This window comes from Providencia sp. PROV122 (assembly GCF_028482365.1).
GTDB classification, from domain to species: domain Bacteria; phylum Pseudomonadota; class Gammaproteobacteria; order Enterobacterales; family Enterobacteriaceae; genus Providencia; species Providencia stuartii.
Map to the genome: position 1 here is coordinate 78,606 of NZ_JAMPQI010000017.1, position 25,546 is coordinate 104,151.

The following is a 25,546-nucleotide window of genomic DNA, read 5'->3' on the forward strand; positions in this document are numbered from 1 at the left end:
ATGGAGAGTGAAAGCATAACGCCATTAATGCGAGAGCGCATACAAAAAACATTAGCTGAAATAGAAACAACCCATCGGGTAAAAATCCTGTTTGCGTGCGAGTCTGGAAGCCGCGGTTGGGGTTTTGCTTCTTGTGATAGCGATTATGATGTGAGGTTTATTTATGTTCATCAATTAGATTGGTATTTAACACTCGATAGAAAACGCGATGTGATTGAAAAACCCATTGATAATGAACTGGATGTTTCCGGTTGGGAATTATCAAAAGCTTTAAAATTGATGCGTAATTCTAACCCCGCGTTAATTGAATGGCTGCATTCGCCAATTGTTTACCACAAGGATGCGTCATTTATTCAACAATTTGAATTATTAGCGTCAAAATTCTATTCACCGCTAAAGGCACGTTATCACTATTTATCCATAGCAAAACGTAACTTGCGGGAAGATTTTAAAGGGGAAACAGTACGCCTAAAAAAATATTTTTATATCTTAAGGGCAATACTGGCGTTGCGTTGGATTGAACACTCAAAAATCATGCCACCAATGGCTTTTTCACAATTGGTCAGTGCAACAGTCACCGATCACGCCGTTTTGGCGGAAATCAATGAACTGTTAGTGATCAAACAAAATGTAGATGAAAGCGAATATGGTTCACGGCGCCCTGCTATCGACAGGTTGATTATTGAGACGATTGAAAAATCAGAAAAACTCAATCTTTCAGAGCCTTATTGTCGTGATAGCGCTTTATTAGATAAGTTTTTGCAAAAAGCTATCTTAGCAAACGATAGATAGCCACCATCAATCCAGTCATTTTTAATTAGCGGTGAGGCCATTCTCGCCGCTATTTTTTATTCTCGCCTTAAGCACCAATGTTATAATACGATTTCCAGCCAACGCACAGAGTAACCAATGACCCGCACTCAACGTTTATTGACTTTATTACAGATATTAAAAGAAAGTCGCTATCCCATTACGGCTGAGTCTCTCGCGTCACAATTGCACATCAGTATTCGGTCTGTTTACCGTGATATTGATGAACTACGCTGCCAAGGTGCCGAAATTACAGGTGAAGCAGGTATCGGCTATCAGCTAAAATCCGGTTTGTTACTTCCCCCTTTAATGTTCGATGATAACGAACTCGAAGCGCTGATCTTAGGTTTACGCTGGGTACAAAGTAATGCCGATGAAGAGCTGAAGTTATCCGCCATGCGCGCAATCAATAAAATCAATGCGGTTGTCAAACAGGGGTCACAAAACCTTATCAACCAAACAACATTATTTGCACCTAGCACACAAATTGCACCGATTAATAATGTGATTGCGAAAAACCTAAGACTGAGTTTACGAAAAGAAATAAAAGCTAAAATTGACTATCAAGATGAAAGTGGGAAATTTAGCAGTAGAGTTATCTGGCCAATCGCAATTGGCTATATGAAAGATACCCAAGTCTTAGCCGCTTGGTGCGAACTCAGAGAAAGTTATCGCCATTTTCGCTTAGATCGGATCCAATCCTATATTGCTCTGGAGGATAAATTACCCTATCCCAAACATTATTTATTTGAGCAATGGCGAAAAGAGACTTTATGTGTGACTACTGACAGAATCTGACACACCTCTACCTTATGATAGCGACTCAACTTAATCATAAGGAAAAGGCGATGAGCTCACTTACCCTATATACAAATTCGATGTCACGCGGCAATACGGTCGACCTGCTATTTAAACTGTTAGATGTACCTTATCAGCGAATTGAGCTTGAATATGGCGAGCAAATGCATACTGCCGAATATCTTGCTATTAATCCGATGGGAAAAGTTCCCGCTTTAGTCGATGGTGAACATATTATCACTGAAACTGCGGCTATCTGTGTCTATTTAGCCGATAAATTTATAGAAAAAGGGTTAGCGCCGGCGTTTAACTCCCCACAACGAGCAGCCTATTATCGCTGGTTCTTTTTTACCGCAGGCCCTATTGAAGCGGCATTTACAACGCATGCAATGGGCTTACAGTTAGATGAAGCACAGCAAAAAATGTCAGGTTTTGGCTCATTTAAACGCGTTATGGATTGCCTAGAAACAGGACTTAGTAACGCTGCACCTTATATTTGCGGCCAACAACTAACCGCAATCGATGTGTATGTCGGGGCTTTTCTTCTATTTATGGAAAAGATAAATTTTATCGAAAACTCCGCGGTCATTAATCATTATCTCGACACATTAAAATCTCATCCAAAGTTCGCCAAAAGCATTGCATCATAAGCTTTTAAGGATACAGGCCACCATTTATGATGGCCTGATATTCATCGTATTGAGCCTTAACGCCACGTTGCACTCTTCATAACAGAAAAGCGCCCTGCTCCCATTAACGCAAGTGCAATTGATCCCACAAAGAAATAAACAATACTTTCAATTGCCCATGCCCCCGTTTTATCCAATAAAAACGTTTTATCAAGCCCTACCATTAACCAAGCAATAAACATGGTAAAAGCGACAAGCAGCGCGGCTGGCCGAGTGAGTATCCCTAATATAATGAAAATCGGTGCGACAACTTCCCCCAAAATAGTTCCATAAGCAATAAATTCGGGTAAACCATATGCAGCAAGCATAGCTTTAATGCCACTAGCGCCTGTTAACAATTTACTCATGCCATGGAATAACATTAATCCGCCAATAGTAATACGTAATAACAATTTTCCAGCATCGTCATGTGCCAATAACCGATTTACTGTGCCTATCATTGTGTGCTTCTCCAAGAAAAATATACTGCAACCTATGACGCGTTTACGACCAATACAATAAGAGTGACTTTTATTTATTATTGTTATAGCAGCATTGTAGTTATTTAATAGCTTTTACTCTTACTTTGGTGACACCAATAGCATTTATTCATAAAACTAAGGTATGAACTAAAAAATAAAAGGTCAATCAACAACAATTAAGTCAAATTTAAAAAAAACAAAAAATACTAAATAAGAGCATTCTAAAAAGAGTGTTAATGAATTAAGATAATTGATGTTCAAAATAATTGTTATTTATTTAAGATTTCAATCAAAAATAAAGAATATAACGATATATTTATATCATCAATATAAAATAATAATGATATAAATTCATTGCTATTTTGTTACTAACATGTAATTTTGTCATATCAAAGAATGTGCGGTTAATGAATTCAAGCAAAATAGCATCTCATTAATACGAGGCATAAAAATGAAACCTGAAACTAACGCCCATCATTCATATAACTCTTATATACATCAGCTAAAAATATCCGAGATCATGAGTTATTTACAGTCACTGGATATTCCTTTTTCATATAGATCAAAAATTTTATATAATAAATTTAAATTACTAAAATTAACAGAAGTTGCCCCCATACAAGCTTATAACGAGTTTCTACGTTTAATTGCTCATGAAACAAAAGATCAGCATTGGTGTGCGAAAGCGGGTATCGCAGCCCCCTATCATAGTTACTCACCGATCAGTGAAATTTTTATGTCGGCAAAAACATTACATGCCGCTTTAATCGAACTCAACCAATATACCGATCTATTTCAAGGCAAAACACACACTAATATTGTCATAGAAAACAAAAAGGTTTTAATCAATTATGAAGTGAGTATATTTAAGCCTGAATACTATAAGTTTGACATTGAGTACAGTTTATTTAGGTTAGTGAGTCAAATAAGAGAGCGACTTGGTAAAGATTGGATACCTGATACATTTTATTTTCAATATGCATTAAGTCGAAAAGATAAAGATAATTTGAAAAAAATCATTCCAACTCACTATGAAGACAATGCTAAATTCAATGGTATTTCATTTGATGAAGAGTGGCTAAATGCTGGTATTAATAAAAAAGAGCATGATGAAACGTTCATTTTTTTCTTAAAAAATCATCTAAATAAACTTAAACACTCAAGTTGTATGCCCGAATCCATGAGTATGAAAGTGCAAGATATTATGTACCAACATATTTTATCACAAAAAGACATTTCATTATCTTGGGTAGCGGCAAAGCTGTATATCTCACCAAGGACATTACAACGTAAATTAGCAAAAGAAAATATTAATTATTCAGATATTCTGGATAAAATTCGCTGTGATATTTCTATCGATAAACTCGTTGAAGAGAAGATTAGAATAGATAGCCTAGCTGAACTACTAGGCTATACGGACAGCGCCGCTTTTTCAAAAGCATTTAAACGCTGGACTGGCTCACCGCCACTTCAATACATCAAAAAACAGGGCTATCATAAAGCGTGAAAATTGTGCTCTTCAAGCCGTTTATTAATCCGCTTCATATAGGCTCCAATAGGGATGCTAAACCATTGCTCATCCGTATAGCCAACGGCAAACCCGGTGTTGCGCATTGACTTTAAGTCTAAGAGCAAAATAATCGCGACATCGACCGCTAACTCTCTAAAACCAAGTAAATACACATCATCTTTAATTTTTAGGTAAGTTGCTTGGTCACAATCACATTCACCATGCCTTACCCCTCCATAAATATGATACGCATACCATTGGCTATTAATATAAATATGTTCAACGGCGGTACTTTCACTGTATTCATTCAGAATATGTAAGCCAATAAGATCTCGTGTTTCTGCGGGGAGAAGCGTATTATCGTTATCGCCAATAATCTTTCCAACATGATAATGCTGTTCGAATCTCGGCGTCGTTTTCTTACTTGGCTGGTATTGAGAGCTAAACAGGACAACATGGCTATTATTGAGGTCTAGTACTAAAATTGAGTGAGCAAAATCAATGCTCCCTTTTGATAATTCAATTAAAAATACTTTATCCGCAACTTCGGTCATATCGCTGATTTTTCTTTTTTTCTTATCAAAATAAGAGCTTAAAAAAACACTATTCGTTATAATATGGTCATGTTCATCAATACGAAAATAAAAACTTTCATTGTTTAAATAAAGATTAAATTCAATATTAATAATGTCATAACTTCTCTTTATTCGATTCTTTTTTAACTCATTCGTAAACATATCAAATGATGTATCAGAAGTTATTTGCTCTGTCATGTTATCACCTGTGATATAAATTAAAATGAATGAATGCTTATTTCTAAAAATGACTTGTTATTCATGAGTTTTTTGACTGGCAATGTCTCTACAATATAATTTTCCACATGGGCGCTTGTTAACTTCGTCATTAGCTCATCATGTATAATATCAATATAAGCCTCACTACTATTTTTACTCTTAACATATTTTATTGTGACTCTAATACTGGATGAAAAATTATTTTCCAATATATTATCTATATGTTTTTTTGCATGTATAAAGCTATCATATAAATCTAGGTTAAGTTGAAAGCAAGCATAGTGAATAGGTGCAGCCAACTGTGATAATGGGCTTTTTACAAAACCGTCTATTTCTATTAAAAATTCATCAACGGCCATCCCATCACAATAGGTGACATTGAGTTCACAATTAATAGCTTGAATATTTCCAGTATATTTAGCAATCTCGTCTTTTATCAGATCTATTACTGGCTGATATGCGACATCACTACGAAGATAAACATTTAATAAAATAAGATCATCCATTGAGTAATCTAACTCAATTATTGAACGATTAATTTTATCAAAAATCACCGCAACTTGCTCTTCAAGGGTATCATTGATGTAATAAGCATGGCTATTATCATCGGAAACAATCAAAGCTTCCGTGCCTGTAATATAAAGTAGCTCCTCATAAATTAAAGAGCGGCTAACGTCCATTTCCATATTATAGAAAGGTAAGCATTGAACCGCCTTGTTATGACGAGGAAAAATAAACTCAATGGCTACCAGAGCATTATCATTGCTAAAATTCGGAAGCCGAATAATTGTTCCAACAGGCTTTTTATTACCGTAGCCTTGTGCTATTTCGTGGCTAACTTTATGAAATTGATTAATCGCATAGATGGGATCAACTTTATCACTTTTAATCGCTATTGTATGTTTTAGCATATCCGCATAACTAATACCCATTTTTATTAATGCATTATTTACTTCAGAGATAATTATTGCTAATTGAGTATCAAAATCGCCTCCCGAAAAAGAAGAGTGCCACCCAATAATGACATTATCATTGGTTTTTAGTATATTCATTATGTCTCACCCAATTAATAGATCAATTTAATGTGTAACGCTTGCTCTAATAGAATATTGTTACAAACCCAATTTAATCGCTTGGTGATTTATTAAATTTTCTTGTAACTCTTTGAGTGCTTGAGGAATCGTTTGTTGTTGGATAAAAGAAATAAAAGGGTCGACAACCTGAGTATTTATGCCACTTAACCCTTCTAGTAGTGCTAATGCACAAAAGGGAACATAATGCTCAGAATAGCCTCCTTCATGTATGACAACCACTTTTCCATGGCAAACGTCCTGAGCGACCGCGACAATACTTTCTATCATTTCTCGATAACTCTGGCTATGGAGTTGCATATGTCCTAGAGGGTCAAAGGTACTTGCATCATAACCACTGCCAATAATAATGAGATCCGGTTTGTAGGTCCTAAGAGCAGGGATTGCTATTGTTCTTAATGCATATAAATATTCATCATGGCCACATCCCGGTAATAACGGAATATTAATATTGAATCCTAAACCTTCTCGGTTACCTTGTTCTTCGATACCTCCTGAGTTAATTGGGAAGCAGTTATCTTGATGCATAGAGATGGTAAGCACTTTATTATCGTTATAAAAAATAGCTTGAGTTCCATTTCCATGATGAACATCCCAATCCAATATAGCGACTTTTTTTGCCCCTAAATTCTCAAGGGCATATTTAGCGGCAATACTGCTGTTCGCTAAATAGGTCGCCCCCATCGCTTTATCTGGCAAAGCATGATGGCCTGCTGGCACACATACGGCATAAGCCCTATTTAAAGAACCGTCCATCACTTGATGAACAGCGGCTTTTGCTTGGCCTGCGGATAATAGCGCTATTTGATACCCCCCCGGTCCAAATGGTGCCTGTAAACCTAATTCCCCCCCTTCATTTTTACTCAGTTCAATAAAATCATTCAAATACTCTTGGGTATGAACACGCGCCGCATCATTATAAGTAATGGGGGGTGCACTGTATGAAAATAAAAATTCATTCATGCCACTCACATCAATTAAGGATTTAAAACGACGTACGCAACTTGCAGAGCTAGCCCCAAATTCATTATTCGCGAAAGGTTGCATCCAATTCATTTGATTATAAGCTAGCGGTGATGATTTATAACTCCGCCCCCATAAACAATATTCATGATAAAAAAGACCAGTTTTAATCGTGGAGTCTTTCATGCTGCAAAACATATTATTCCCCTAAGTAGATAATCTGGTGTAGCTTCAATAATCGCGAGCACATCTGGTATTCCATTACCGTTGATACACAACTTTTCCATTACAAATGGTCATAATGACATTGGTTTTCCCTATTTGCTCAGCCGGAATAGTAAATAGGTCATGACTTAATATTTGTAAGTCAGCCAATTTCCCTACTTCTATCGAACCTCTTTCATGTTCAAGATGTTCCTGAATGGCACCATTAATGGTGTACATGCGAATGGCATCCTCAATCTTACAACCTAGGTCAGATTGATAAATTTGATTGTTTTTAGCTTTTCTAGTCAGCGTAAATTCAAGTCCTTTTAACCAATTAAATGGGAAGCAACAGGCATCAGAGCCAGCAGCAACCACAACGCCTTCATTAATATAAGACTGCCAGTCAAATAACTTAGCGTTGTACTCATCGGGTATAATCTGCTTAATATCATTGATCATGCTATAGCCTGCGATTGGTTGGCAGGATAGCAAAATATTATTTTTTGCCATTGTTTTCGCATTCTCAATCGTGAGATCATCACCATGAATAATAAAATGGCGTAAGTCTTTATTTGGCATGATCTTTTCTGCATAAGAAAAGGCATCTATTGCTGCATCAATCGTTTTTCCACCAATTGCATGAATACCAACCTGCCAACCTAAGCGGTGTAATTCAACAATGGTTTTATTAAGTTCGGCAATTTGTTCTTCAACACTATGACCAGCAAAGGTTAGCTCTCCTTGATAACCATTGCATGATCTTCGAATACAAGGTGAACTATCACCAAATAACTTTATCGTATCGACTTTTAACCATGATTTATCGGTATGAAGTGGATATGAAAACGCTTCGGCACCAGAAATAATATTTTTAAAACTGTGCACACCTTCTTTTGCCGCAAATAAATTAACACTAACCCGAGTTAATAACTTATTTTCATCATAAAGCGCCTTATAGAGCTTTATGACTCTGCTACTCCAAGCACCATGAAATAGATTATCGCCTCCTGGCCCTAAAATATCGGTGTAACTTGTGATGCCATTTTGCAGTAAATGATATTGGATAAGTAAAATATAGCTTTTAAGTTCTTCATCAGACAGCTGAGGTAAATATTTCCCGACAAGGTTCATGGCTCCCCATTCAGAAATAATACCGTTAGGCTCACCTTGCTGATCAATACCTATCCGTCCGACCTCTTTCGGTAGCTCTATGGATTTAGAATTTAACCCTGATAATTCTATAACCTCCTGATTAACAATTAGGTTATGTAAACTAAAATCACTAAAGCTTGCTAATTTCCCATTCGTTTTTTGGGATAAGTAAGCTTGGTTAACCGCGATTTTTTCGTCGTTATCATCAAGGAGTTCAAAGGGGCATCCAATGCCGTAGATCCAGTCCCTGTTTTTTTTAGCGGTTAAATGAGTCTCCAACTGACTTTCAAACTCATTTTTTAATTTACTCTCAAACAAATTTAGGAAATCACCAGAAATCAGCATGCCCGTGTGTGTCGCATGGATATGCGCATCATGTGCAGCAGGTAACACAAGCTTATTTTTTGCATCAATTATCTGAGTATGAAAACCTATTTTTTTAAAAATATCATCATTATCACCAACAGCAATAATTCTCTCTTTTGCAATCGCTATCGCCTCATAGAAAGAGAAGTTTTTATCTACCGTTGCAACCTTGGCATTAATAATGACTAAATCAGCATCTTGACTCATTATAAACACCTTATGTTGGAATATAATTTAATGGGTAATTTAATGAGTTAAGAGAAATAATATTTGCACCGGCTGGAATATTAATCATTTTATTCACTTCTGACAGATTTCCCCAGCCTTTCCCTGTTGTCGTCTTATTCTCCAAGTCATAAACAAAAACAAAGGATAGGTCGATTAATAGCTCTCGCCAAGTCACCACATAAGTAGAATCGTCAAACTTATAATAACTCACTTGATCGCATCCCCCATCACCTTTTCTGATACCATTAATGACGTTATAGCAATACCAATGTGAATTGATATAAATATGCTCATACACTGTCGGTGGTAAATTCGAATAACAATATAACGCCCGACTGCCAATCAAATCACTCGTAATAAAAGGATACCGGCATTCATTAACTTTATGGTTTCCAGTCAGTATTATTGCTGGTGTAAAATATTGCTGATAATTAGACGCTAACTTTAATGGTATTGGCTTGCTGTGATCAGGCAAACTTTTAGGCTGATATTGTGTAAGAATAAATAGCGCTTTATTTGTGGTAAAATCGAGTGCAATAGATAGCGTAATTTCCGTATGCTCTGGAAATAAAAGATCCACAAAAAACAGATTATTTCTCACCTCAACCGCTTCATAATTTGCCTCTTTCGGGATAAAAATACCTTGTTGGTGATAACCTTCTATCGTGCAGCTCTTTTGTTCGAAAAAGATCTCAATCACTGCGTTTTCTGTTTTAAATTCTATCCCTGTCAGGCTAATTTTTTTGCTTTGAGGTAAACGATTATGGGCCAACTCCCCATAACTCACTTCAGATTTCAGTTTGGCGTATTCTGTGAATGTTTCATTCACCATTTCTTCCGAGAGGTGCCATAATTTTTGACCGAAAGCGACATCCAGTACCCATGGAATAACCCCCGTTCCCTGCCGCGTATCCTCATTAATTTGAGAATAACTGCAATGTTCTAAAAAAATCCCCCCTTTATCCGCAAATTCAGGGTGACACAATGCCATAATCTGTGTTGCAACACCGGCTGATAATGATTTTACAGGCACTTTATTGGTGTCCTGTTTCTCTGCTAACTCTTTAAAATCATCGTGCTGCAAATGCAGATGTAGGTTTGTATCAAGAACAATGCCGGGGGCTACCGCAAAAGCTCGAATATTATAATCTTTCCAGCGCCTATCAAACTCAAATGCAAATAATACATTTGCTGATTTAGATTGCCCGTATGCAGTCCAACGGCTGTATGGTCGATGATTGAAATTTGGATCATCTAAATCGACATTACTTAAGCGATGCGCCCCCGATGTCATCATAACAACCCTTGCACCTTTTAATAAGCAAGGTGTCAGTTTGTTAATTAATAGAAAATGCCCTAAATGATTAATGCCAAACTGCTGTTCAAATCCATCGACGGTTAATTTAAAATCAGTGGCCATTACCCCGGCATTAGCCAATATCCCATCAAGTTTCACATCTTCTAGAATAATTTGCTTTACGAAACGCCGAATATCATTTAACGATGACAAATCAAGCAATTTAATTTCAAATAAAGCATCATCAAATTGTGAAGAAAGCTCCGTATAAAGTTGTTGTTTTTTTTCCTCTGTTCTGACGGTAAGAACAACATATCCTTCATGGCTTAATATTGCCTTAGCAGACTCTTTGCCTAATCCAATATTAGCGCCTGTGATTAGATACTTTTTATTCTTCAACGATATTCCGTCTAGTACTTCATTCCACGTAGTATGCACATGATAATGATTTAAATTTTTTGTCATTATTAAGCCTTATCTTTATTATTTTTAAAAATTATTTTCATAATAATTACCATGGAGGCAACAAGTAATAATAAATTGAATAAAAACATTGCAGAAAAACTAACACGTTCAATTAACATTCCGCTAAACATCGGCCCTAACGCGATACCCAGCCCCAATGTAAGTGATGTAAGGTTCATAACATTTCCATCGACTTCATATTCAGCAGCAATACTCATCGTAAATGGTAATATTAGTGTCCATATATATTTAAAAGCGTAACAACTGATAATCACAAGCATGATGCTAGTATTTAAGTACATTGCTAGCACAGATGCGATTAAAAATATAAAGCAAGTAACAAAAACTAAATTTACTTTTTTACTAAATAGAATTGAAGTTCCCGCGCCCAATATACCGACCATACTTGCCGAACCTAAAATGTTATACACGACTGAAAGATCGACTTGTAACGCGCTAAGATAACCTCCAATAAATGTCCAAACACCAGCAACCACGACATTAAATAAGAAGATACCTGCTAAGCATAGATACATCTCATTTTTTACCGTACGATTTTTTACCGCTCCTTGGGCTTGTTCTTTAAAAATATTTTCCTCTTTCATTCGCCAAATAGCATCTATACCTTTAGTTAGCGGTAAAACACAAACTAACAGTATGGACACGAAAACATAAACTGAAAATATGCCATAACTTTCAAGGAATAGCGGTAAAATAAACAGCCCTAAACTCCCTAATATAATTTGGCTAAATAGGGAGATACTGAACGCTCGATACGAGTTTGGCAATAACGCCATACACGAATTGGTTATGATAAAAATAGTCGATCCTGATATTGCAGAGAGGATTCTGATAGCAATATAAAGATTAAAATGATCTTTAATTAAAAAACCTGAGATAATGTTTAATACCGCGGTAAGTAGGATCATAGCCACATAAATATGATACCAGTTTATCTTTGTTTTTAACCAAAAGAAGGCAATAACGTTTGCTAACATCCCGGTTAAAATTTCTATCATATAGATAAAACCTACTTTTTCTGGCGAAAAACCAAGTTCCTTATCCATTTGAATAGTAATTAATGGTGCCCACAAGAACATCATCGGAATAAATATTCCACCTATAATAGGTGAAAGATAAACTCGCCATGTTGATAACTGCATTTTTTGAGACTTCATAGATCCGACTGATTCACTCATATCAAACCCTCTTATTTTCCATTTTTCATAATATAAATATAAATTTAAAAAACTTTTAATAGCTAAAGGTGACATTTTTTTGTTTTTATACGTCACATAATAAAATACTGGATAATGCATTAAAGGTTTTCACTTTTAAAAACAGCATTTAGAAATCCAGCGCCGCAATTTAATCCAAAAAAAACAAGATCACTCAGTATAAAAACCCAACCTTATATAATATCTCGATATCAACAGCTACCATGGTCCCTATTGGCAAATGACATTCTCTTAAATTCATAAAACCCTACTTTTCAGATTGCTTAATATTAATCACAAAATATAAATGTTATTGGCTTAGTGTTTTATTTATCACTTTGCCCTTCATTATTTATAAAAAATAAAAATCAATTAATTAATTCAATCAATATTGAGGAATAAAGAATGGCTAATTCCATGATTAAGCATACTAAAAAACTATTAGCATTAGAGATATTTTCTATATTAACCGCAAGTTGTTATATTCCTAAAATCAATGCTCAACCATTTTTTGATGATGCAACATTAAAAGGTGGTATCTATTATTGGCAAAGGGATAGATCAAGAAAAGAATTAACACCCGGCAGTGATAAATATGGTCAATATACAGATAATCTTAAACACTCATCATTAAATATAGCTCTCGACTTTTCTTCTGGTTATATTCAAGATTTTATTGGCTTTGATTTTGCCGGGTATACTGCTGTCGAATTATCAAACGGCGGCCCTGCCGCACCGAATGAAATTGGCTTTAGTGATGCCAAAAATGTTTGGGATGAGAAAGGTACAGGCGACCGTAATGGGTTTACCTTCACGACCGCTGCAACAAAATTAAAATTAGGGCCATTTTGGGGTAAAGCAGGCTATATACAACCAAGTGGCCAAACTTTGTTAGCCACCAACTGGAGCTTTTTACCCGGTACTTACCGTGGTGCCGAAGTGGGGGCTGAATTTGATACCGAGGACAGTGGGAAATTTAATATTTCCTATATGTGGACGGATCAATATAAAGCGCCATGGTATCGTGAAATGTATGAATTCCGCGAAGCCGACTCAACAACCACGATTGATTATTTACACTCATTGGGTGTGAAATATGATGCCAAAAACAAGCTGGTGCTAGAGGGTGCAGTTGGTCAAGCTGAAGGTTATATGGATCAATATCTTGCCAAGATCTCTTACGCATTCCCGCTCGCTGGTCGTGATTTAAGAGTATCGTATCAATTCTACGGCGCACAAGATAAAGATAATAGTGGTGGTGTTAATGATGTCTATGATGGATTAGCTTGGTTACAGGCGTTCACTTTAGGCTATACCTACGATGCTTTAGACTTCCAAGTTGAAGGAACGATGGTGCACTCTCCTGGTCAACAAGGTTACTTTTTACAGCGCATGACCTCGGCTTACGGCACTTCAAATGGTCGTATAGATGTTTGGTGGGATGCCCGTTCAGATTTCAACTCCGACAATGAAAAAGCCCTATTTGCTGGTGTGACCTATGATTTATCCAGTTGGGATCTCGCGGGTTGGAAAATCGGCACCTCTTATGTTTATGCTTGGGATGCAAAACCGAGTAATAATCCAATTTATGACCAAAGCCAACGCGTCAGAGAAAGTGCATGGAATTTTGATATTCTCTACACCATTCAAACTGGTAAAGCTAAGGATACTACCTTTAAATTACATTACACTCGTTTTGATAACCACAGCGATATCCCAAGCTGGGGTGGAGGATTTAATAACATTTTCCAAGATGAAAAAGATATCAAATTTATTGTGACTGCTCCATTTACGATTTTTTAATTAACACAATAATTTATTAAATTTATTTTTCTTGGATGCTTAGGTTTTTTAATAGCAAATGATCGTTATCTTTTCATTTATGCCGGTCATAATTATGACCGGTATTTCACTCATAACCACGGATAGCCCCTATCCATTATCGCTAAAAATGGCAATAGCAAACAAACAAGGCTAGCCAAGCTGCCAAAAATAGAAATGATATTTCCATCTGAGTTAATGCGAGCCATTATGCGAAATATCCCTCTAAATCGCGTCGATAGCATAAAACGCGATGTGTGGGTGCATTCTCGACCATGTTTAAAAAATGGTTGAGCAAAACACCTTCAAACTTTATTCAGCGTATTCATCAATAACAGAGGGTGGGTTGAGCCGCCATTTTCCTCCTAATGCAATAAATGAAGCCAGCGAGATGATTATCTAACAAAAACAGATCAAGGCACGCTTCCCAAACCTGTTTCAAGATAACTGGCTCTTGCGGCTCAACCGAATAGCTTATTGTCAGCAAGACAAGTTAATCATAAGTCGCAATCAACCACGCGGATCCTCGATAATCCCCCGCGGCTGCATTTTGCCCTTGAATGCGACTGGTAATGCTGATGGTATCGAGTTGATGGATCTCGAGGTTTAAACTTTGCCCCATTTGCCCTGTCGCTTCATCGGTCATTGTTAATTCACTATAAATGACATCGTGATGGTTTAACTGGCTTTTTAATGGCAAGCGCTTTTGAGGGTCATCATCTTTGGTGTAATCCAAACGTAATCGGATGTTAGTCGATGATTTAAACTTACAACTGTAAGTGACTTTTTCTACCACTGTACTATCGTAATTCACACTACTGAGTTTGCCATGACGTAGGCTGACGGTTTCTGCTTGCCCTGTGCTAGTCATGGTCGTGCACAGAGAGCCAATATGAATTTGTGAAGCAGCCAGCCGTAATGGAACCGTTGTCTCATTGATAGGCCAACTATCGTAAGGCGGTACCGTTTTCTTGGCGGTATAAGCGCGAACATAGCCACCTAAATCCATAGCATTTATCACTAATTGCCCATCAATAATTCGCTCATTAATATAGAAGGTTAATTTGATTGGAAATTGGCTATAGAACTGCCCCGAAGGAAAAATGTCTCCATCAAAGCCATTAGAACAAACCGCAGCGTCAATATTGACCCAACTCATCAAGTTTGTTTCAACCGTCATGACTAAATTACTGTTGATTTGATAGGCTGGTCTCCCTTCAATATAGACGCCAGCCATTGGCGCATACATAAATAAACGATGAAATGCGTTTTCCGATGGAATGCCTACACTGCTCTCTCCCCATTGCCGACCTAAGCATTTAACATAACCGGATACACTCACATCTTTACTGGCACTATCAATTAGCATCGTATTGCCAATGCGGTAATAATTTTTTCCATTAGAGCCAACAAGTGGCGTCGCCACTATTTCACTGTTGCGCTCTAATTTGATCACATACCCTGTGTTGGGGTCGACAATTTGAGCTGCGTAATCAGCCGTTGCATCTAAGCTATTTATCATTAAAGATAAACCTATCATCCACGCATAATTTTTAGCTGTCATATACCTACGACCATCATCTTTAAAATCACACATCGCTTTAGCCCTTATTAGTCATACGCGACTAAAATTGTCATAGCAGAAGTGAACTTGCCCGCCGCTAATTGTTCAGCAGGAATGCGATTAACAAGGCGCGCCTGTAAATCAGTTTGGTATTCGGTAGCGCTAAGCCGTTGTGGGTTAATTCGTTGCAGCTTGTTCATCGCCAAAGGACGGATGCCCCCGTCGATGACTTCATTGAAAGAGATCCCTAATCCAGAAATTGAGGTCGCTAATACTGTTTGCCCATTATGAATGAATGTATTGTTCCCTTTCGGCGCCAACATAATCGCTAAATCTTTATTAAAGTCACACCCTGAAAGTTGAATCGCAAATGCTCTATGGTGCGAAGCGCTATTTAATTCATCAAACTTTACCGTACCGAAATCTATTTTTAACGTAGAGCCATGATGTTCACTGTGAATATTGCAGCTAGGCGCCACCATAGTTGCACTGACCTCCACTAAAACATCTGCGTGAACTAACGAGCCAAATAGCATCAACACGGTGATCAGTGTCTTGTGTTGTTTCATTATTCGTACTCCACCACAAATGTCGCCGTGCCTTTAAAATCCCCCGTTTTGATTTCACCGCTTGCAGGTTTACGAACAAATACCCCAAAGTTTAATTGTTGGCGATTATCTACGACTGACACGACACCAACCTTAATGGGTTGATTCCAAATAACAGGCTGCTTGTCTTTATCCATTTCTATCAATCCAAGTAACGCCCCGCTTGCGCCTTGCGTCGTTAGATAATGGTTACCATCAATGTCGATTAATTGATGGCTTTGCCATGTTAGACGGATTATTTTATTCAGATCAGATGGGCTACATTTATTAATTTCAATAAAAAAGGGAAACACGTCGCTGACGCTATGTTCATTAAGATATTGTTTACGCAAATAACCTAATTGAATTTGTTTATTAATAGATCCCGCTGCAATTTGGCAATCGTGATGAATAAGTTCACCTTTAAATTCAACATCTAAATGGTTTTTACCCAACGCATTTAATGAGCTGAAAGAGCATATGGCAATTAAGATAAATGCTTTATTCATAACTCACCTCTAGCCCCACTCTATTTTGATTTTTATTGAGTTCAGGAAGCGGTATTGGGTTATTGCCATTACCTAAGCTCATCTCAAAATATTCCAATACAACGCCTTGCCGCATATCAATAAATTGTACTTTGACAGGTGTTTTCGCAGCCCCTTTCAAAAGGGCACTGTCACGAAATAGCCCACCACTTCCACATCCTGTCAAAATAGCCTCAGTGTGGCTGATTAAATTACAAGGAGCATGAAATAAAACAGCATTAACCCTTACCCATCCTTGTAATAGCTGCCCATCATTGTCTCCCGTTATCAATGTATTGGATATCAATGGCACGGCTTTTGCCCAATTACCTATAGCGCCAATCAGAGCAAGTAGACATAGCAATACAATTTTTGAATTCATTATTTCCTTCCTTTTTATTGTTTGCTGCCAAGATGGCTATCACAGCTCCTCTCTCACGGTGCAAATCGCATCAATACAACGAAATGCCAGAGTTGGCTTGCCACCGTAATCGTTAATGTAAGTAAGATAAGGAGTTGATAATGAAGGTGATATAATGTCGTGCGTTGATTTAGGTGGAACCATAACAACATCAAAGCGACTTTGTTCAGATTGAGATTTGCTGTTACCTAAGCCAATAACAGTTAAATGAAAAGGCGTATGATTATTCAGTTGATAACCTTTTGCCGTTCTCGCCAGTGTGATCTTATGTGCCCATTGCGTCTGCGACTCTGACAAAATATTCTTAGGGCGATAAAACAACTTAACGCGAGACTGTAAAGCAATTTGTAATGTATTTCCCTCTGTCGATTTAGGAGGTACTTCCCGTAAATTAAAATAAAATACCGATTCTCTATCTTGCGGTAATTGTTCCAGCAGCGGTGTCACACTTAATCGCACTAAATTATCGCTATTGGGTTCAATTCGCTGCAAAGGTGGTGTCGCTAAAATCGCCCCTTTGGTTAATTTATTTCCTTGTAAATCTTCTATCCAGCTTTGTGCCAAATAAGCTTCTTCAGGATTATCATTCGTGATCCTGATATTGATCGCACGTTCATTTCCGGGAAAAACGATCCGAGTTCTATCTAATGTGACGGCACTATGCGCATATAGCGTGGTTAGCAACAGAAATAAACAACAACCGACAAACAGCCCATGACGTAAATATAAATTCAACATACCTAACCTCATAAACCTAATTTAATTATTTTTTACCTAGATGATGAATGAAACTACAACTTCCCCCGTAGGCATGGCAGTAACAACATGTCCGACGACACAACAAACGTCTCTGGCAATTTGATCCTGCATTGCTTTTGGTTATCCCAATAAACAAATAACGACTCTTGTGCCGAAACGCCCACTAACCAAGTCACTCCATCTTCCCCGACAATACCTAATTCACGATTATCAGCATTGCGTACACTGGCACCAAAAGGCGGTTTCTTGCCGTTCTCTAATAACAAAATGGCAAAGAGTTTTTCTCCCTTCATCACCGTTAAATGGCGATAACCAATCGCTCCTTTAGTGAGCGTAATATCGGTTGTCGACGTTAACGTCTCTAAATTATCGGGTAATTTGCTGGTATTAATGGATGCAGTAGACTTACGATAGCTATTCACATTTGGGATCACCGCTAACCCAAAAGCGTTGGTTTTGATCACGCCATTATCTAAAGGCACGCCGCTGATCCCCGACGTATCTATCATTAATCGCGTGTCACCATTTGCTGAACGATGTAATGCAACACCTTTAGCGGTCGCGGTTATTCCACTGTTTATGGAGGCTCCCACACTACGATATTCATGCGGTACATAGCTGGCATTTGCTGAGATATTCGCTTGCGATAAGTCTCGAGAATAGAAACCACTAAGGCTGGTTTGGTTATCCATGTTTTGGCCATGGTGATAACCCATATTTAAGCTGTAATTATCGGTCGTGTTGTAGCCGCTATAACCCACGTTGTGATTGAATTGATTATGACCGGATGAGCGAGAGTAAAGCTCTGAAAACGTTAAGCTATGCCCTGTATAAAGAGGAACCGTTAGGTATAGATTAATTGCATCATCTTCAAAACCATTATCCCGCTCTGTTCGCGTAGCAGACAGCGATAAACTCGCCCCATGTTGAGATAAGGCTGGCAAGTTGAGATGGGTACTTGCATACATCCCATATTGTGTTTGAGGATCGTTTTGCCAATAAGTACTGTATTGATAATTTAAGGAAATATTAAAGTTTTCAAAGTACTTATTCAGGTAAATTTGATAATTCGTTTTCGGCGCATAGGGGGTAATACCTGTACGCGCCTCATCAGAAAATTGTGTCAACGTCCGGTAGTCTTTATCGGCAAAACGGTAGCCTGCAAATGTAATATCCGTACGCAAATCATCAAAGGATTTAGCATAGTTGACTCGATAAGAGCGCCCTCGTCGCTTCTTATCTTCAAGATCAGCAAAGGACTGAGTGATATCAACGGAAATAGCGCCAATGGAAAAAAGATCACGCCCTAAACCTACCGCTAACGCCTGATAATAACCATTTAACTGAGAGCCTCCGTACAATGACCAAGCATTAGAGACGCCATAGGAAAACTCGCCACCAATAACGGGCTTACCTGTAAGATGATGGCTATCATAACGCGTTTTTCCACCGACTAACTTATAAATAAGGCGTCCCGGTCGCGTTAAATAAGGCAGTGACGCTGTGCTAACCGTAAATGTCTTCTCTTCGCCATTTTCTTCTCTCACGGTGACATCCAATATACCGCGTATCCCACTCTCTAATGTTTGAATACGAAAAGGCCCTGGTGGAACAAGCGTTTCAGAGATAACCCTATCTTGGCTACGGACGATCACCGTCGCATTGGTATTGGCTACGCCGATAATTTCAGGCGCATAACCAACCAGCTTGGGAGGGAGCATTCTATCGTCACTTTCTAATGACACCCCGCTATATTGCCAAGCGTCAAAAATATCAGAATAAAAATAATTCTCGCCTAACGTCAAAATAGCGGCTGACTCTGTTAATGAAGTGAATGCATATAACCGGCTGAAATCAAACTGATGTGTTTCTTGTGGCGAGTATCCTCCACGCTGTTTTTGGTAGCTTCCATTATAATCCCCGCGAAAGCGCCAAGCGCCGGTATTTATCCCCATCGTTCCATTGGTTGATAAATAAACTCGTTTAGTGCCGCCTTTTTCTTTTGTTGCTGACGCGTTCGCATTGAAATCAATAAATCCCCCGTTTACACCTTCCTCCCATAATGCTGGCGGTATCCAGTAGGGATCTCTGTACTCCATCCACATTTGAGGGATAGTTATTTTTAATGATAATGTTGATAGCTCAACTTGAGTTTGTGCCCCGGATAACAATGATAAATCTAGGCATCGCCCTTCGTTTAACGTGGTTAATTTGCGCTTTGCAGAATGCGTCAATCCTATTAATTGCAGCATATCTGTTGGTATACAAACAAATGGAGAGCGTTGCTCGGCAGAAGGGCTTTTCTCATATACGGAAATATCACGTGGGGCGCCTAAGCGCAGCCCATTAACCCACACAGTTAAAACATAATCTCCCGGCGGTACATATCCGGCGACAGAGAATCGGCTTATATCGATATTTTGCAGATCTTCTGCATCCAGCACATCAGTATTGAATTCAGCAGCACTCGCGCCCCATGTCGTCAGGCCAAACGCCAATAAAATAACCCGCCGTAGTTTGCTATGTTTAAACACCATGCTCTGTTCCATCCCTAATACGACAAAGAAACACCTCAAAAATAAGTGATGAGGCCCTTATTTCTGTTTCTTATTGATAGTCGATGAAAAAACGAACCAAACCTTGATAGCTACCTGCTTGAATCGGTTGCCCTGTCAGCTCTAGTTGTAAGAAGTAACGTAAAAAAAGAGTCTCCCCAGATTTGTCTTGTCGTAACACGTGGTTAGACAAAAAATAGCGCTGCTCAGGAACCAATCTTTTTCGTTGTTCATCCAATACGGAAATGCCTAAGCCGTGTGAAGGCCCCTGTAATACAAAGGCATTTATATTTTGAGTTGTATGTCCGGAAAAACGTATTGACCATGTTTTACTGTCGATTGTCGAGTGCATGCTGCCGCAACCATGTAGCTCAATGATAAAGGGTTGGCTATAGCGCTCACGACCGCTGGCTGTGGATAATAGCGGTAAGGTCAACGGGGAAAAATTGATTGTTTGGTAACGATCAGTCATAGCTATTGAACAGGGAGTGGCAATCACTGTTCCTACTATTCGGGTCATTCCATTGAAAGAATGGCGCTGTGTATCAATCGCAGCATACACGGTAGCGTGACCAAGTACCCACAGCATCATGAATTGTATAATGTGGCGACTAAAATGTTTGTAAGCACTCACAGCACCCTCCGCATGCCTTGATGGTTCCGCCAGCAAAAGGCTGGCGGACGGCTATCCTGTTTACTGGTAAGTAATTCGGAAGTTGGAGGTTGCATTGAACTGCCCTTCAACAACATCTTTTGTTGTATCTACGGCTTTCGCAAATGCTTTGAATTTTAATGTATTATCTCCTTTTTTGTTCGCTATCCGCGATAAAACATCCTTCGCTTTACCGAACTCAAAACCCTCAATACCAACACCGACATTATTCGTGTTGCCCACCGATGTTGAGAGTAATGTGCTTGCAGCGTCAGCATAGCTTTTACCTGTAAACACCAATTCCATGGTTTTCACTGCCATTGGCTTTCCTTCTGCATCTTTATCGAAGTCCGTAAAATCACATCCCGTGAATTCAATATTAAAATCCACCTCGGCAACCCTACCATTCTCAAGTGCACGACGAGAAAGCTGTCCGAAATCAATGGTTTGTTTTAATGATGATTGGGCGATATTACAGGGGGTACTGACGACTGTACCGATAAAATCCACTGTACCTAAGTTATCCGCAGTCGTGTTGAAAGAGGCAACAGATGTAGCAACAACAACCACTTGCGTGAATTTTACTAGTTTCATGTGTTTTTCCTTTCAATATAAAATAAGACTTAAATTGCTATAAATTCATCATAAGGCATTGATATGATGGAATTTACTAATTGATTCTTAATAGGTAACAATAAAAAAATCATCCCTGATCAAACCGCTTTCGTCTCCTTGCATACGCAATGGCGCTTCGCGTATAAATTACCGTCGTTAAATTCTGCTACTGGAGGCTATCTGTAGAGTTTTAATTCCGCTATTTCAGCCGAATAATTTGCCATCACTTTGAAAAAAAAGTCTGACCAATCCATATCTAATCCTTTTAATAAAACATCTAATGTTTCAATGCTGATACTTGTTTCTCCTCGTTCGTAACGGGAAATTTGTTGTTGGCTAATATGCAACATTTTTCCAAGTTGAAGACCAGTTAAAGATTTACCTCTTCTCGCTGCTCTTAAAAAATCACCAATATCTTGTCTTAATAAAATTCTATTTTTGCTCATATTAAAAAACCAATCGTCAGATATTTAAGTTTCATAATAAAGTCACTATTTTTAAATAGCCTTCTCTTATTACTAATAATTAAATTAGCAAATGGATTCACTGATAATAAATAAAAATATAATTTTATTAAAATATAGATTTATCAATTAAATGTGTAAATACGTTTATATCGATCAAACACCCAATTATCAATAGCTAAATCCTATCAAAAATAAGCAAATCGATCGTTTATCACGATGGGATAATAATATAAAATCATTATTATCAAATAGTTAAAAAATACACTTCAATATTGAATAATGTTTTTTGCAATTAATTTTCTTGCTATTTCAATAAAAATAGCGAAAATAAACAGATAAAAATACACTTATCTAAAGTAATTATTTAAATCAAAACTATAGGATATAAAACAGTATATTAAAGCTAAGAAAAGTAATAATCCCACTCAAGAAAACTAAATAAAAAACACTTACAACATAAGAAATTGAAATTACACCATTATAGAGTAAAGCCAGGATAGAAAAACATTAAATAAAAATAGAATAATTAAAATAAAACTATCGTTAATTTAAAATACACCATTATTATTAAGATATATTTTTATATAGAAACTAATTATTTAATTATATTTTAACCATGGCATTATCCATTTTATATCAAATAATTTTTAATAAAGAACCATAGTATGACTATGCTCTATTTAAACTTTTATTTTACTACTGAAAACCAAAACCAATCATAATCTGACTGAAATTAACTGTTGCGCTTTTCTATTTTAAGCATATAACATGAATTTCAATTTAAGCACGCCCCATTTATCGAAGAAATTCCATAATGTTATTCCACCATGTTCACTTCACTCCGTATGACCATTCATGGGCTTCCTTCTTTAATACAACAAAAAAACCCGCTTTATCTGGCGGGCGATGAGTGCAACTTATTCCTACCACTCAGAGATGGTACAAGCTGCAACGTTTAGCATATCTAGCCGATACCAACTAACCGCTTAAATAGAGTCTATGAAACGACGAGTGCTATATGTCAAAAAAAGAAAATGGAGCCGAGAAAGCGGCACTAAAAGAAGCGCCAATAAAATCAAAACCAAACTGTAAGGCATTAACGCTTAAGCAAGCTGTATCCCACACTGTCCACCCTTCTTCATCTTTATTCATCTCATTTTGCAACGTCAACAGAAGTTGTAAGTTAATGGGGAGTACGCCGAGTTTTTTATCTGCGCCTTTATTGGAAATGTCATCAACTAACACCGCGGCCCAACCATATGGGCTATTTTGCTCACCATAGTTCTTATGACCAACCCACTGACCAAAAATATCTACTCGAAACCCTTTTTGCTCATTATCCGCGGAGTGTTTTACTGCCATTTGCCATAATTGGTTAATCCGCTCAGCACTGATACTTTCTATTGGTAGCATTTTTAAACGATATTTCGGCTCAGAAGGCTGACCTAACTTGTCAACGACCTTCCAATGCACGGGGGTATAATCATTAAGCTGATTGGTACCTTGGCTGTGCTCTATTTTTATTGGAAACCAACCATATTCACTTTTCCGATTGCCATATTCATGACGACAGATCCAGTTTCCCTGTTCATCCTTGCGGAAGCCTTTTCCTTCATTATCACGGGAAATAAATAACGCTTTTTTCCATAGCTCATCTAATTCTTGATCTGAAAATTGCTTATTTTCCATGCCTTATTCCCTCCTATTGGACATTAAAAAAAACGGCTAGAATCGAAACTCTAGCCGCTATTTTAATTAGTGTTTTTTGCTTTTATGATGATTGAGCGTTTCTTCTTTAAGATCTAATTCATCACGTAAGCGATGATATACGCGCTCACTGATATTCTTACCTTTACGCATGAGATACAAGGCATCGCGTTTCGCTTGTAAAGCTGAGCGAGACATTTCTCGTTCCATATCAATCATTTTGTGTAGGTCATAGACATCAGACTCAGTTTCATCAGTATTATCTAAGCGTCTGCCATAGATTTCCAATAATTGAGAGCCTACTTCGGTGCGCATTGCAATTTCATCAACATCTTCTGAAGGATGGTTCATCAATTCACGTAAATGTGCCATTGCAGCCTCATTGAGAGCCATACGAGCACGGATCTCATCATTATCATACGGTAAATCCTGTACCAACCCTTTCGTCAAAATAGGCAATGCAACGCTAGCGATTAACAATGAACACAAAATCACCCCCATTGCCAAGAAGATAGCCACATCACGATTTGGGAATAGGCTATTATCCGGCATCAGCAGTGGTAATGTTAGGATACCCGCCAAAGTAATCGCACCACGAACCCCCGCTGTTGCCATTACCGCCATCATGCGAATGTGTAAAACATCCGCTTCTTTACCACGACGACGGTTGTTAAATACGGTTAAGGTCATTGAGATCCAAACCCAAGCAAAGCGTAAAATCGCTAATGCGACGGTGATAACAATCACATACACAAATAGCATCCAAGGGTGGCTTGCTCCCGCCGCTTCAGCGACTTGCGGCATGTTATTCCACATACCTGGTAATTGTTCCCCTAATAAGATAAAGATCATCCCATTAAGTGCCGTTTGCACCGTATCCCATACCGCTTTACTTTGCATACGAGTTGCCGCCTGCATGCGCCCTGCAATTTTTTCATAGTGCATAGCGATACCCGCAACCACTGCGGCTAGGATCCCAGAGACATGAAGATGTTCAGCCAATAAGTAAGCACTAAATGGCATCAATAAGCTGATCATGATTTGGATTGCCGGCTCTTCACCGGTACGTTTCACCAAAAATTGGTTTAACCAGCCAATAACCCAAGCCACTAATAAACCAATTAAGATCCCGCCAAACGCGACAAGGGCAAATTCTCCTGTTGCGGATGTTAAAGAGAAGGTACCTGTTAATGCTGCCGCTACAGCGAATTTAAAACACACCAAGCCTGTCGCATCATTGAGCAGAGATTCACCTTCAAGAATATGTGCCATACGTGAAGGGAGTGGTGAATTGACTGTCATTGCAGAAACAGACACGGGGTCGGTTGGTGACAAAATTGCCGCCAGCGCAAAAGCAACGGCTAATGAAATTGCAGGGATCAACCAATGAATAAAGAAGCCCATCCCAACCACTGTCACCACCACAAGACCTATCGCCAATGACATAATTGGCTTAATCTCTTGGAATAACGCTTCCTTAGGAATACGCCAGCCATCCAAGAACAGTAATGGAGGAATAAACAAAAACAAGAAGAGATGCGGTTCAAATTCAACCACAAAACCAAAAGCTGACAACGCTGCACCTAGCGCTATCTGAATAATAGGTAAAGGAATAATATCCTTAAGTAGCCGAGAGACAAATACGCTCACAATAACGGCCAATAAAAAAACTAACACAAGGGTCACAACTGACATGGATTTGCTCCAGTATTAAGCTAAGCAGAAGTTATCAGTAGTGAAGTAAATAGATAAATTGAATCAATGTAAAGTATCTATTTACTAGAAAATAAAAAAACAGAATTTTCAGAAAACTATCAGTACAA

23 protein-coding genes are annotated in these 25,546 nt (G+C 38.0%); 5 read left to right on the plus strand and 18 right to left on the minus strand.

Going from position 1 to position 25,546, the window contains the following annotated elements:
• The 3 genes from PSE69_RS13510 (at position 1) to PSE69_RS13520 (ending at position 2,258) form a co-directional block, all read left to right on the plus strand.
• The gene (locus PSE69_RS13510; protein WP_272675279.1) at positions 1 to 792 is read left to right on the plus strand and encodes a nucleotidyltransferase domain-containing protein; all 792 of its coding nucleotides are present in this window, start codon (positions 1 to 3) and stop codon (positions 790 to 792) included.
• 117 nt (positions 793 to 909) lie between these two features.
• Positions 910 to 1,608, plus strand: coding sequence for a helix-turn-helix transcriptional regulator (locus PSE69_RS13515; RefSeq protein WP_004926059.1), 699 nt, complete (start codon positions 910 to 912; stop codon positions 1,606 to 1,608).
• A 50-nt stretch (positions 1,609 to 1,658) separates the two neighbouring features.
• A complete protein-coding gene (locus tag PSE69_RS13520) occupies positions 1,659 to 2,258 on the plus strand; it encodes a glutathione S-transferase family protein (protein WP_014656891.1) in 600 nt (199 codons plus the stop codon).
• A gap of 56 nt (positions 2,259 to 2,314) precedes the next feature.
• Here PSE69_RS13520 and PSE69_RS13525 read toward each other — a convergent pair whose 3' ends face one another.
• Positions 2,315 to 2,737, minus strand: a complete 423-nt coding sequence (locus tag PSE69_RS13525; protein ID WP_014656892.1) for a DoxX family protein — start codon at positions 2,735 to 2,737, stop codon at positions 2,315 to 2,317.
• A gap of 472 nt (positions 2,738 to 3,209) precedes the next feature.
• Between PSE69_RS13525 and PSE69_RS13530 the strand changes: the two genes are divergently transcribed.
• Positions 3,210 to 4,265: an AraC family transcriptional regulator gene (locus PSE69_RS13530; protein WP_004926055.1), complete on the plus strand. Its 1,056-nt coding sequence runs from the start codon at positions 3,210 to 3,212 to the stop codon at positions 4,263 to 4,265.
• Here the strand turns inward: PSE69_RS13530 and PSE69_RS13535 are convergent.
• The 6 genes from PSE69_RS13535 to PSE69_RS13560 all read right to left on the minus strand — a co-directional run bounded on the left by PSE69_RS13535 (position 4,253) and on the right by PSE69_RS13560 (position 12,150).
• Positions 4,253 to 5,041 carry a MoaF C-terminal domain-containing protein gene (locus PSE69_RS13535; RefSeq protein WP_121874888.1) on the minus strand — a complete coding sequence of 263 codons (789 nt, stop codon included), beginning with the start codon at positions 5,039 to 5,041 and terminating at the stop codon, positions 4,253 to 4,255. The two genes, PSE69_RS13530 and PSE69_RS13535, sit on opposite strands and share 13 nt — an antisense overlap.
• Before the next feature lie 20 nt (positions 5,042 to 5,061).
• Positions 5,062 to 6,114, minus strand: a complete 1,053-nt coding sequence (locus PSE69_RS13540) for a RidA family protein (RefSeq protein ID WP_036942031.1) — start codon at positions 6,112 to 6,114, stop codon at positions 5,062 to 5,064.
• Between the two features lie 60 nt (positions 6,115 to 6,174).
• Complete coding sequence (locus PSE69_RS13545) at positions 6,175 to 7,314, minus strand: class II histone deacetylase (RefSeq protein WP_014656896.1); 1,140 nt, start codon at positions 7,312 to 7,314, stop codon at positions 6,175 to 6,177.
• 63 nt (positions 7,315 to 7,377) lie between these two features.
• Positions 7,378 to 9,048: an amidohydrolase gene (locus PSE69_RS13550; protein ID WP_072502558.1), complete on the minus strand. Its 1,671-nt coding sequence runs from the start codon at positions 9,046 to 9,048 to the stop codon at positions 7,378 to 7,380.
• A 10-nt stretch (positions 9,049 to 9,058) separates the two neighbouring features.
• Entirely contained in the window at positions 9,059 to 10,831 is a 1,773-nt protein-coding gene (locus PSE69_RS13555; RefSeq protein ID WP_121874889.1) for an SDR family NAD(P)-dependent oxidoreductase, read from the minus strand.
• A gap of 2 nt (positions 10,832 to 10,833) precedes the next feature.
• A complete protein-coding gene (locus PSE69_RS13560; RefSeq protein ID WP_004926045.1) occupies positions 10,834 to 12,150 on the minus strand; it encodes an MFS transporter in 1,317 nt (438 codons plus the stop codon).
• A 315-nt stretch (positions 12,151 to 12,465) separates the two neighbouring features.
• Between PSE69_RS13560 and chiP the strand changes: the two genes are divergently transcribed.
• Complete coding sequence (chiP, locus tag PSE69_RS13565; protein WP_169342291.1) at positions 12,466 to 13,851, plus strand: chitoporin ChiP; 1,386 nt, start codon at positions 12,466 to 12,468, stop codon at positions 13,849 to 13,851.
• Between the two features lie 511 nt (positions 13,852 to 14,362).
• Here chiP and PSE69_RS13570 read toward each other — a convergent pair.
• From PSE69_RS13570 to PSE69_RS13620, 11 genes are all read right to left on the minus strand, one after another.
• Positions 14,363 to 15,433: an adhesin gene (locus tag PSE69_RS13570; RefSeq protein WP_259465995.1), complete on the minus strand. Its 1,071-nt coding sequence runs from the start codon at positions 15,431 to 15,433 to the stop codon at positions 14,363 to 14,365.
• A gap of 47 nt (positions 15,434 to 15,480) precedes the next feature.
• Positions 15,481 to 16,002 (minus strand): fimbrial protein, encoded by a 522-nt coding sequence (locus PSE69_RS13575; RefSeq protein WP_004926037.1) that lies wholly within the window; start codon positions 16,000 to 16,002, stop codon positions 15,481 to 15,483.
• Positions 16,002 to 16,529, minus strand: a complete 528-nt coding sequence (locus PSE69_RS13580; protein WP_088498928.1) for a fimbrial protein — start codon at positions 16,527 to 16,529, stop codon at positions 16,002 to 16,004. Before PSE69_RS13580 ends, PSE69_RS13575 begins: the two co-directional genes overlap by 1 nt.
• Positions 16,522 to 16,929, minus strand: a complete 408-nt coding sequence (locus tag PSE69_RS13585; protein WP_076914685.1) for a fimbrial protein — start codon at positions 16,927 to 16,929, stop codon at positions 16,522 to 16,524. Before PSE69_RS13585 ends, PSE69_RS13580 begins: the two co-directional genes overlap by 8 nt.
• 39 nt (positions 16,930 to 16,968) lie before the next feature.
• A complete protein-coding gene (locus PSE69_RS13590) occupies positions 16,969 to 17,706 on the minus strand; it encodes a fimbrial biogenesis chaperone (RefSeq protein WP_183124504.1) in 738 nt (245 codons plus the stop codon).
• Positions 17,707 to 17,759: 53 nt separating this feature from the next.
• Positions 17,760 to 20,276: a fimbria/pilus outer membrane usher protein gene (locus PSE69_RS13595; RefSeq protein ID WP_121874890.1), complete on the minus strand. Its 2,517-nt coding sequence runs from the start codon at positions 20,274 to 20,276 to the stop codon at positions 17,760 to 17,762.
• 58 nt (positions 20,277 to 20,334) lie between these two features.
• Positions 20,335 to 20,916 carry a fimbrial protein gene (locus PSE69_RS13600; protein WP_223854619.1) on the minus strand — a complete coding sequence of 194 codons (582 nt, stop codon included), beginning with the start codon at positions 20,914 to 20,916 and terminating at the stop codon, positions 20,335 to 20,337.
• Between the two features lie 60 nt (positions 20,917 to 20,976).
• Complete coding sequence (locus PSE69_RS13605; RefSeq protein WP_004926028.1) at positions 20,977 to 21,528, minus strand: fimbrial protein; 552 nt, start codon at positions 21,526 to 21,528, stop codon at positions 20,977 to 20,979.
• 197 nt (positions 21,529 to 21,725) lie between these two features.
• Entirely contained in the window at positions 21,726 to 21,995 is a 270-nt protein-coding gene (locus PSE69_RS13610) for a helix-turn-helix domain-containing protein (RefSeq protein ID WP_004926025.1), read from the minus strand.
• 1,035 nt (positions 21,996 to 23,030) lie between these two features.
• A complete protein-coding gene (locus PSE69_RS13615; protein ID WP_061064655.1) occupies positions 23,031 to 23,705 on the minus strand; it encodes a hypothetical protein in 675 nt (224 codons plus the stop codon).
• Between the two features lie 66 nt (positions 23,706 to 23,771).
• Positions 23,772 to 25,418 (minus strand): Na+/H+ antiporter, encoded by a 1,647-nt coding sequence (locus PSE69_RS13620; RefSeq protein WP_004926020.1) that lies wholly within the window; start codon positions 25,416 to 25,418, stop codon positions 23,772 to 23,774.
• Positions 25,419 to 25,546: the final 128 nt, after the last annotated feature.

Bases quoted from the DNA above. Each gene is read 5' to 3' on its own strand.
- PSE69_RS13510 (WP_272675279.1), top strand. From the start codon at position 1: ATGGAGAGTGAAAGCATAACGCCATTAATGCGAGAGCGCATACAAAAA.
- PSE69_RS13515 (WP_004926059.1), top strand. From the start codon at position 910: ATGACCCGCACTCAACGTTTATTGACTTTATTACAGATATTAAAAGAA.
- PSE69_RS13520 (WP_014656891.1), top strand. From the start codon at position 1,659: ATGAGCTCACTTACCCTATATACAAATTCGATGTCACGCGGCAATACG.
- PSE69_RS13525 (WP_014656892.1), bottom strand. From the start codon at position 2,737: ATGATAGGCACAGTAAATCGGTTATTGGCACATGACGATGCTGGAAAA.
- PSE69_RS13530 (WP_004926055.1), top strand. From the start codon at position 3,210: ATGAAACCTGAAACTAACGCCCATCATTCATATAACTCTTATATACAT.
- PSE69_RS13535 (WP_121874888.1), bottom strand. From the start codon at position 5,041: ATGACAGAGCAAATAACTTCTGATACATCATTTGATATGTTTACGAAT.
- PSE69_RS13540 (WP_036942031.1), bottom strand. From the start codon at position 6,114: ATGAATATACTAAAAACCAATGATAATGTCATTATTGGGTGGCACTCT.
- PSE69_RS13545 (WP_014656896.1), bottom strand. From the start codon at position 7,314: ATGTTTTGCAGCATGAAAGACTCCACGATTAAAACTGGTCTTTTTTAT.
- PSE69_RS13550 (WP_072502558.1), bottom strand. From the start codon at position 9,048: ATGAGTCAAGATGCTGATTTAGTCATTATTAATGCCAAGGTTGCAACG.
- PSE69_RS13555 (WP_121874889.1), bottom strand. From the start codon at position 10,831: ATGACAAAAAATTTAAATCATTATCATGTGCATACTACGTGGAATGAA.
- PSE69_RS13560 (WP_004926045.1), bottom strand. From the start codon at position 12,150: ATGCATTATCCAGTATTTTATTATGTGACGTATAAAAACAAAAAAATG.
- chiP (WP_169342291.1), top strand. From the start codon at position 12,466: ATGATTAAGCATACTAAAAAACTATTAGCATTAGAGATATTTTCTATA.
- PSE69_RS13570 (WP_259465995.1), bottom strand. From the start codon at position 15,433: ATGACAGCTAAAAATTATGCGTGGATGATAGGTTTATCTTTAATGATA.
- PSE69_RS13575 (WP_004926037.1), bottom strand. From the start codon at position 16,002: ATGAAACAACACAAGACACTGATCACCGTGTTGATGCTATTTGGCTCG.
- PSE69_RS13580 (WP_088498928.1), bottom strand. From the start codon at position 16,529: ATGAATAAAGCATTTATCTTAATTGCCATATGCTCTTTCAGCTCATTA.
- PSE69_RS13585 (WP_076914685.1), bottom strand. From the start codon at position 16,929: ATGAATTCAAAAATTGTATTGCTATGTCTACTTGCTCTGATTGGCGCT.
- PSE69_RS13590 (WP_183124504.1), bottom strand. From the start codon at position 17,706: ATGTTGAATTTATATTTACGTCATGGGCTGTTTGTCGGTTGTTGTTTA.
- PSE69_RS13595 (WP_121874890.1), bottom strand. From the start codon at position 20,276: ATGGAACAGAGCATGGTGTTTAAACATAGCAAACTACGGCGGGTTATT.
- PSE69_RS13605 (WP_004926028.1), bottom strand. From the start codon at position 21,528: ATGAAACTAGTAAAATTCACGCAAGTGGTTGTTGTTGCTACATCTGTT.
- PSE69_RS13610 (WP_004926025.1), bottom strand. From the start codon at position 21,995: ATGAGCAAAAATAGAATTTTATTAAGACAAGATATTGGTGATTTTTTA.
- PSE69_RS13615 (WP_061064655.1), bottom strand. From the start codon at position 23,705: ATGGAAAATAAGCAATTTTCAGATCAAGAATTAGATGAGCTATGGAAA.
- PSE69_RS13620 (WP_004926020.1), bottom strand. From the start codon at position 25,418: ATGTCAGTTGTGACCCTTGTGTTAGTTTTTTTATTGGCCGTTATTGTG.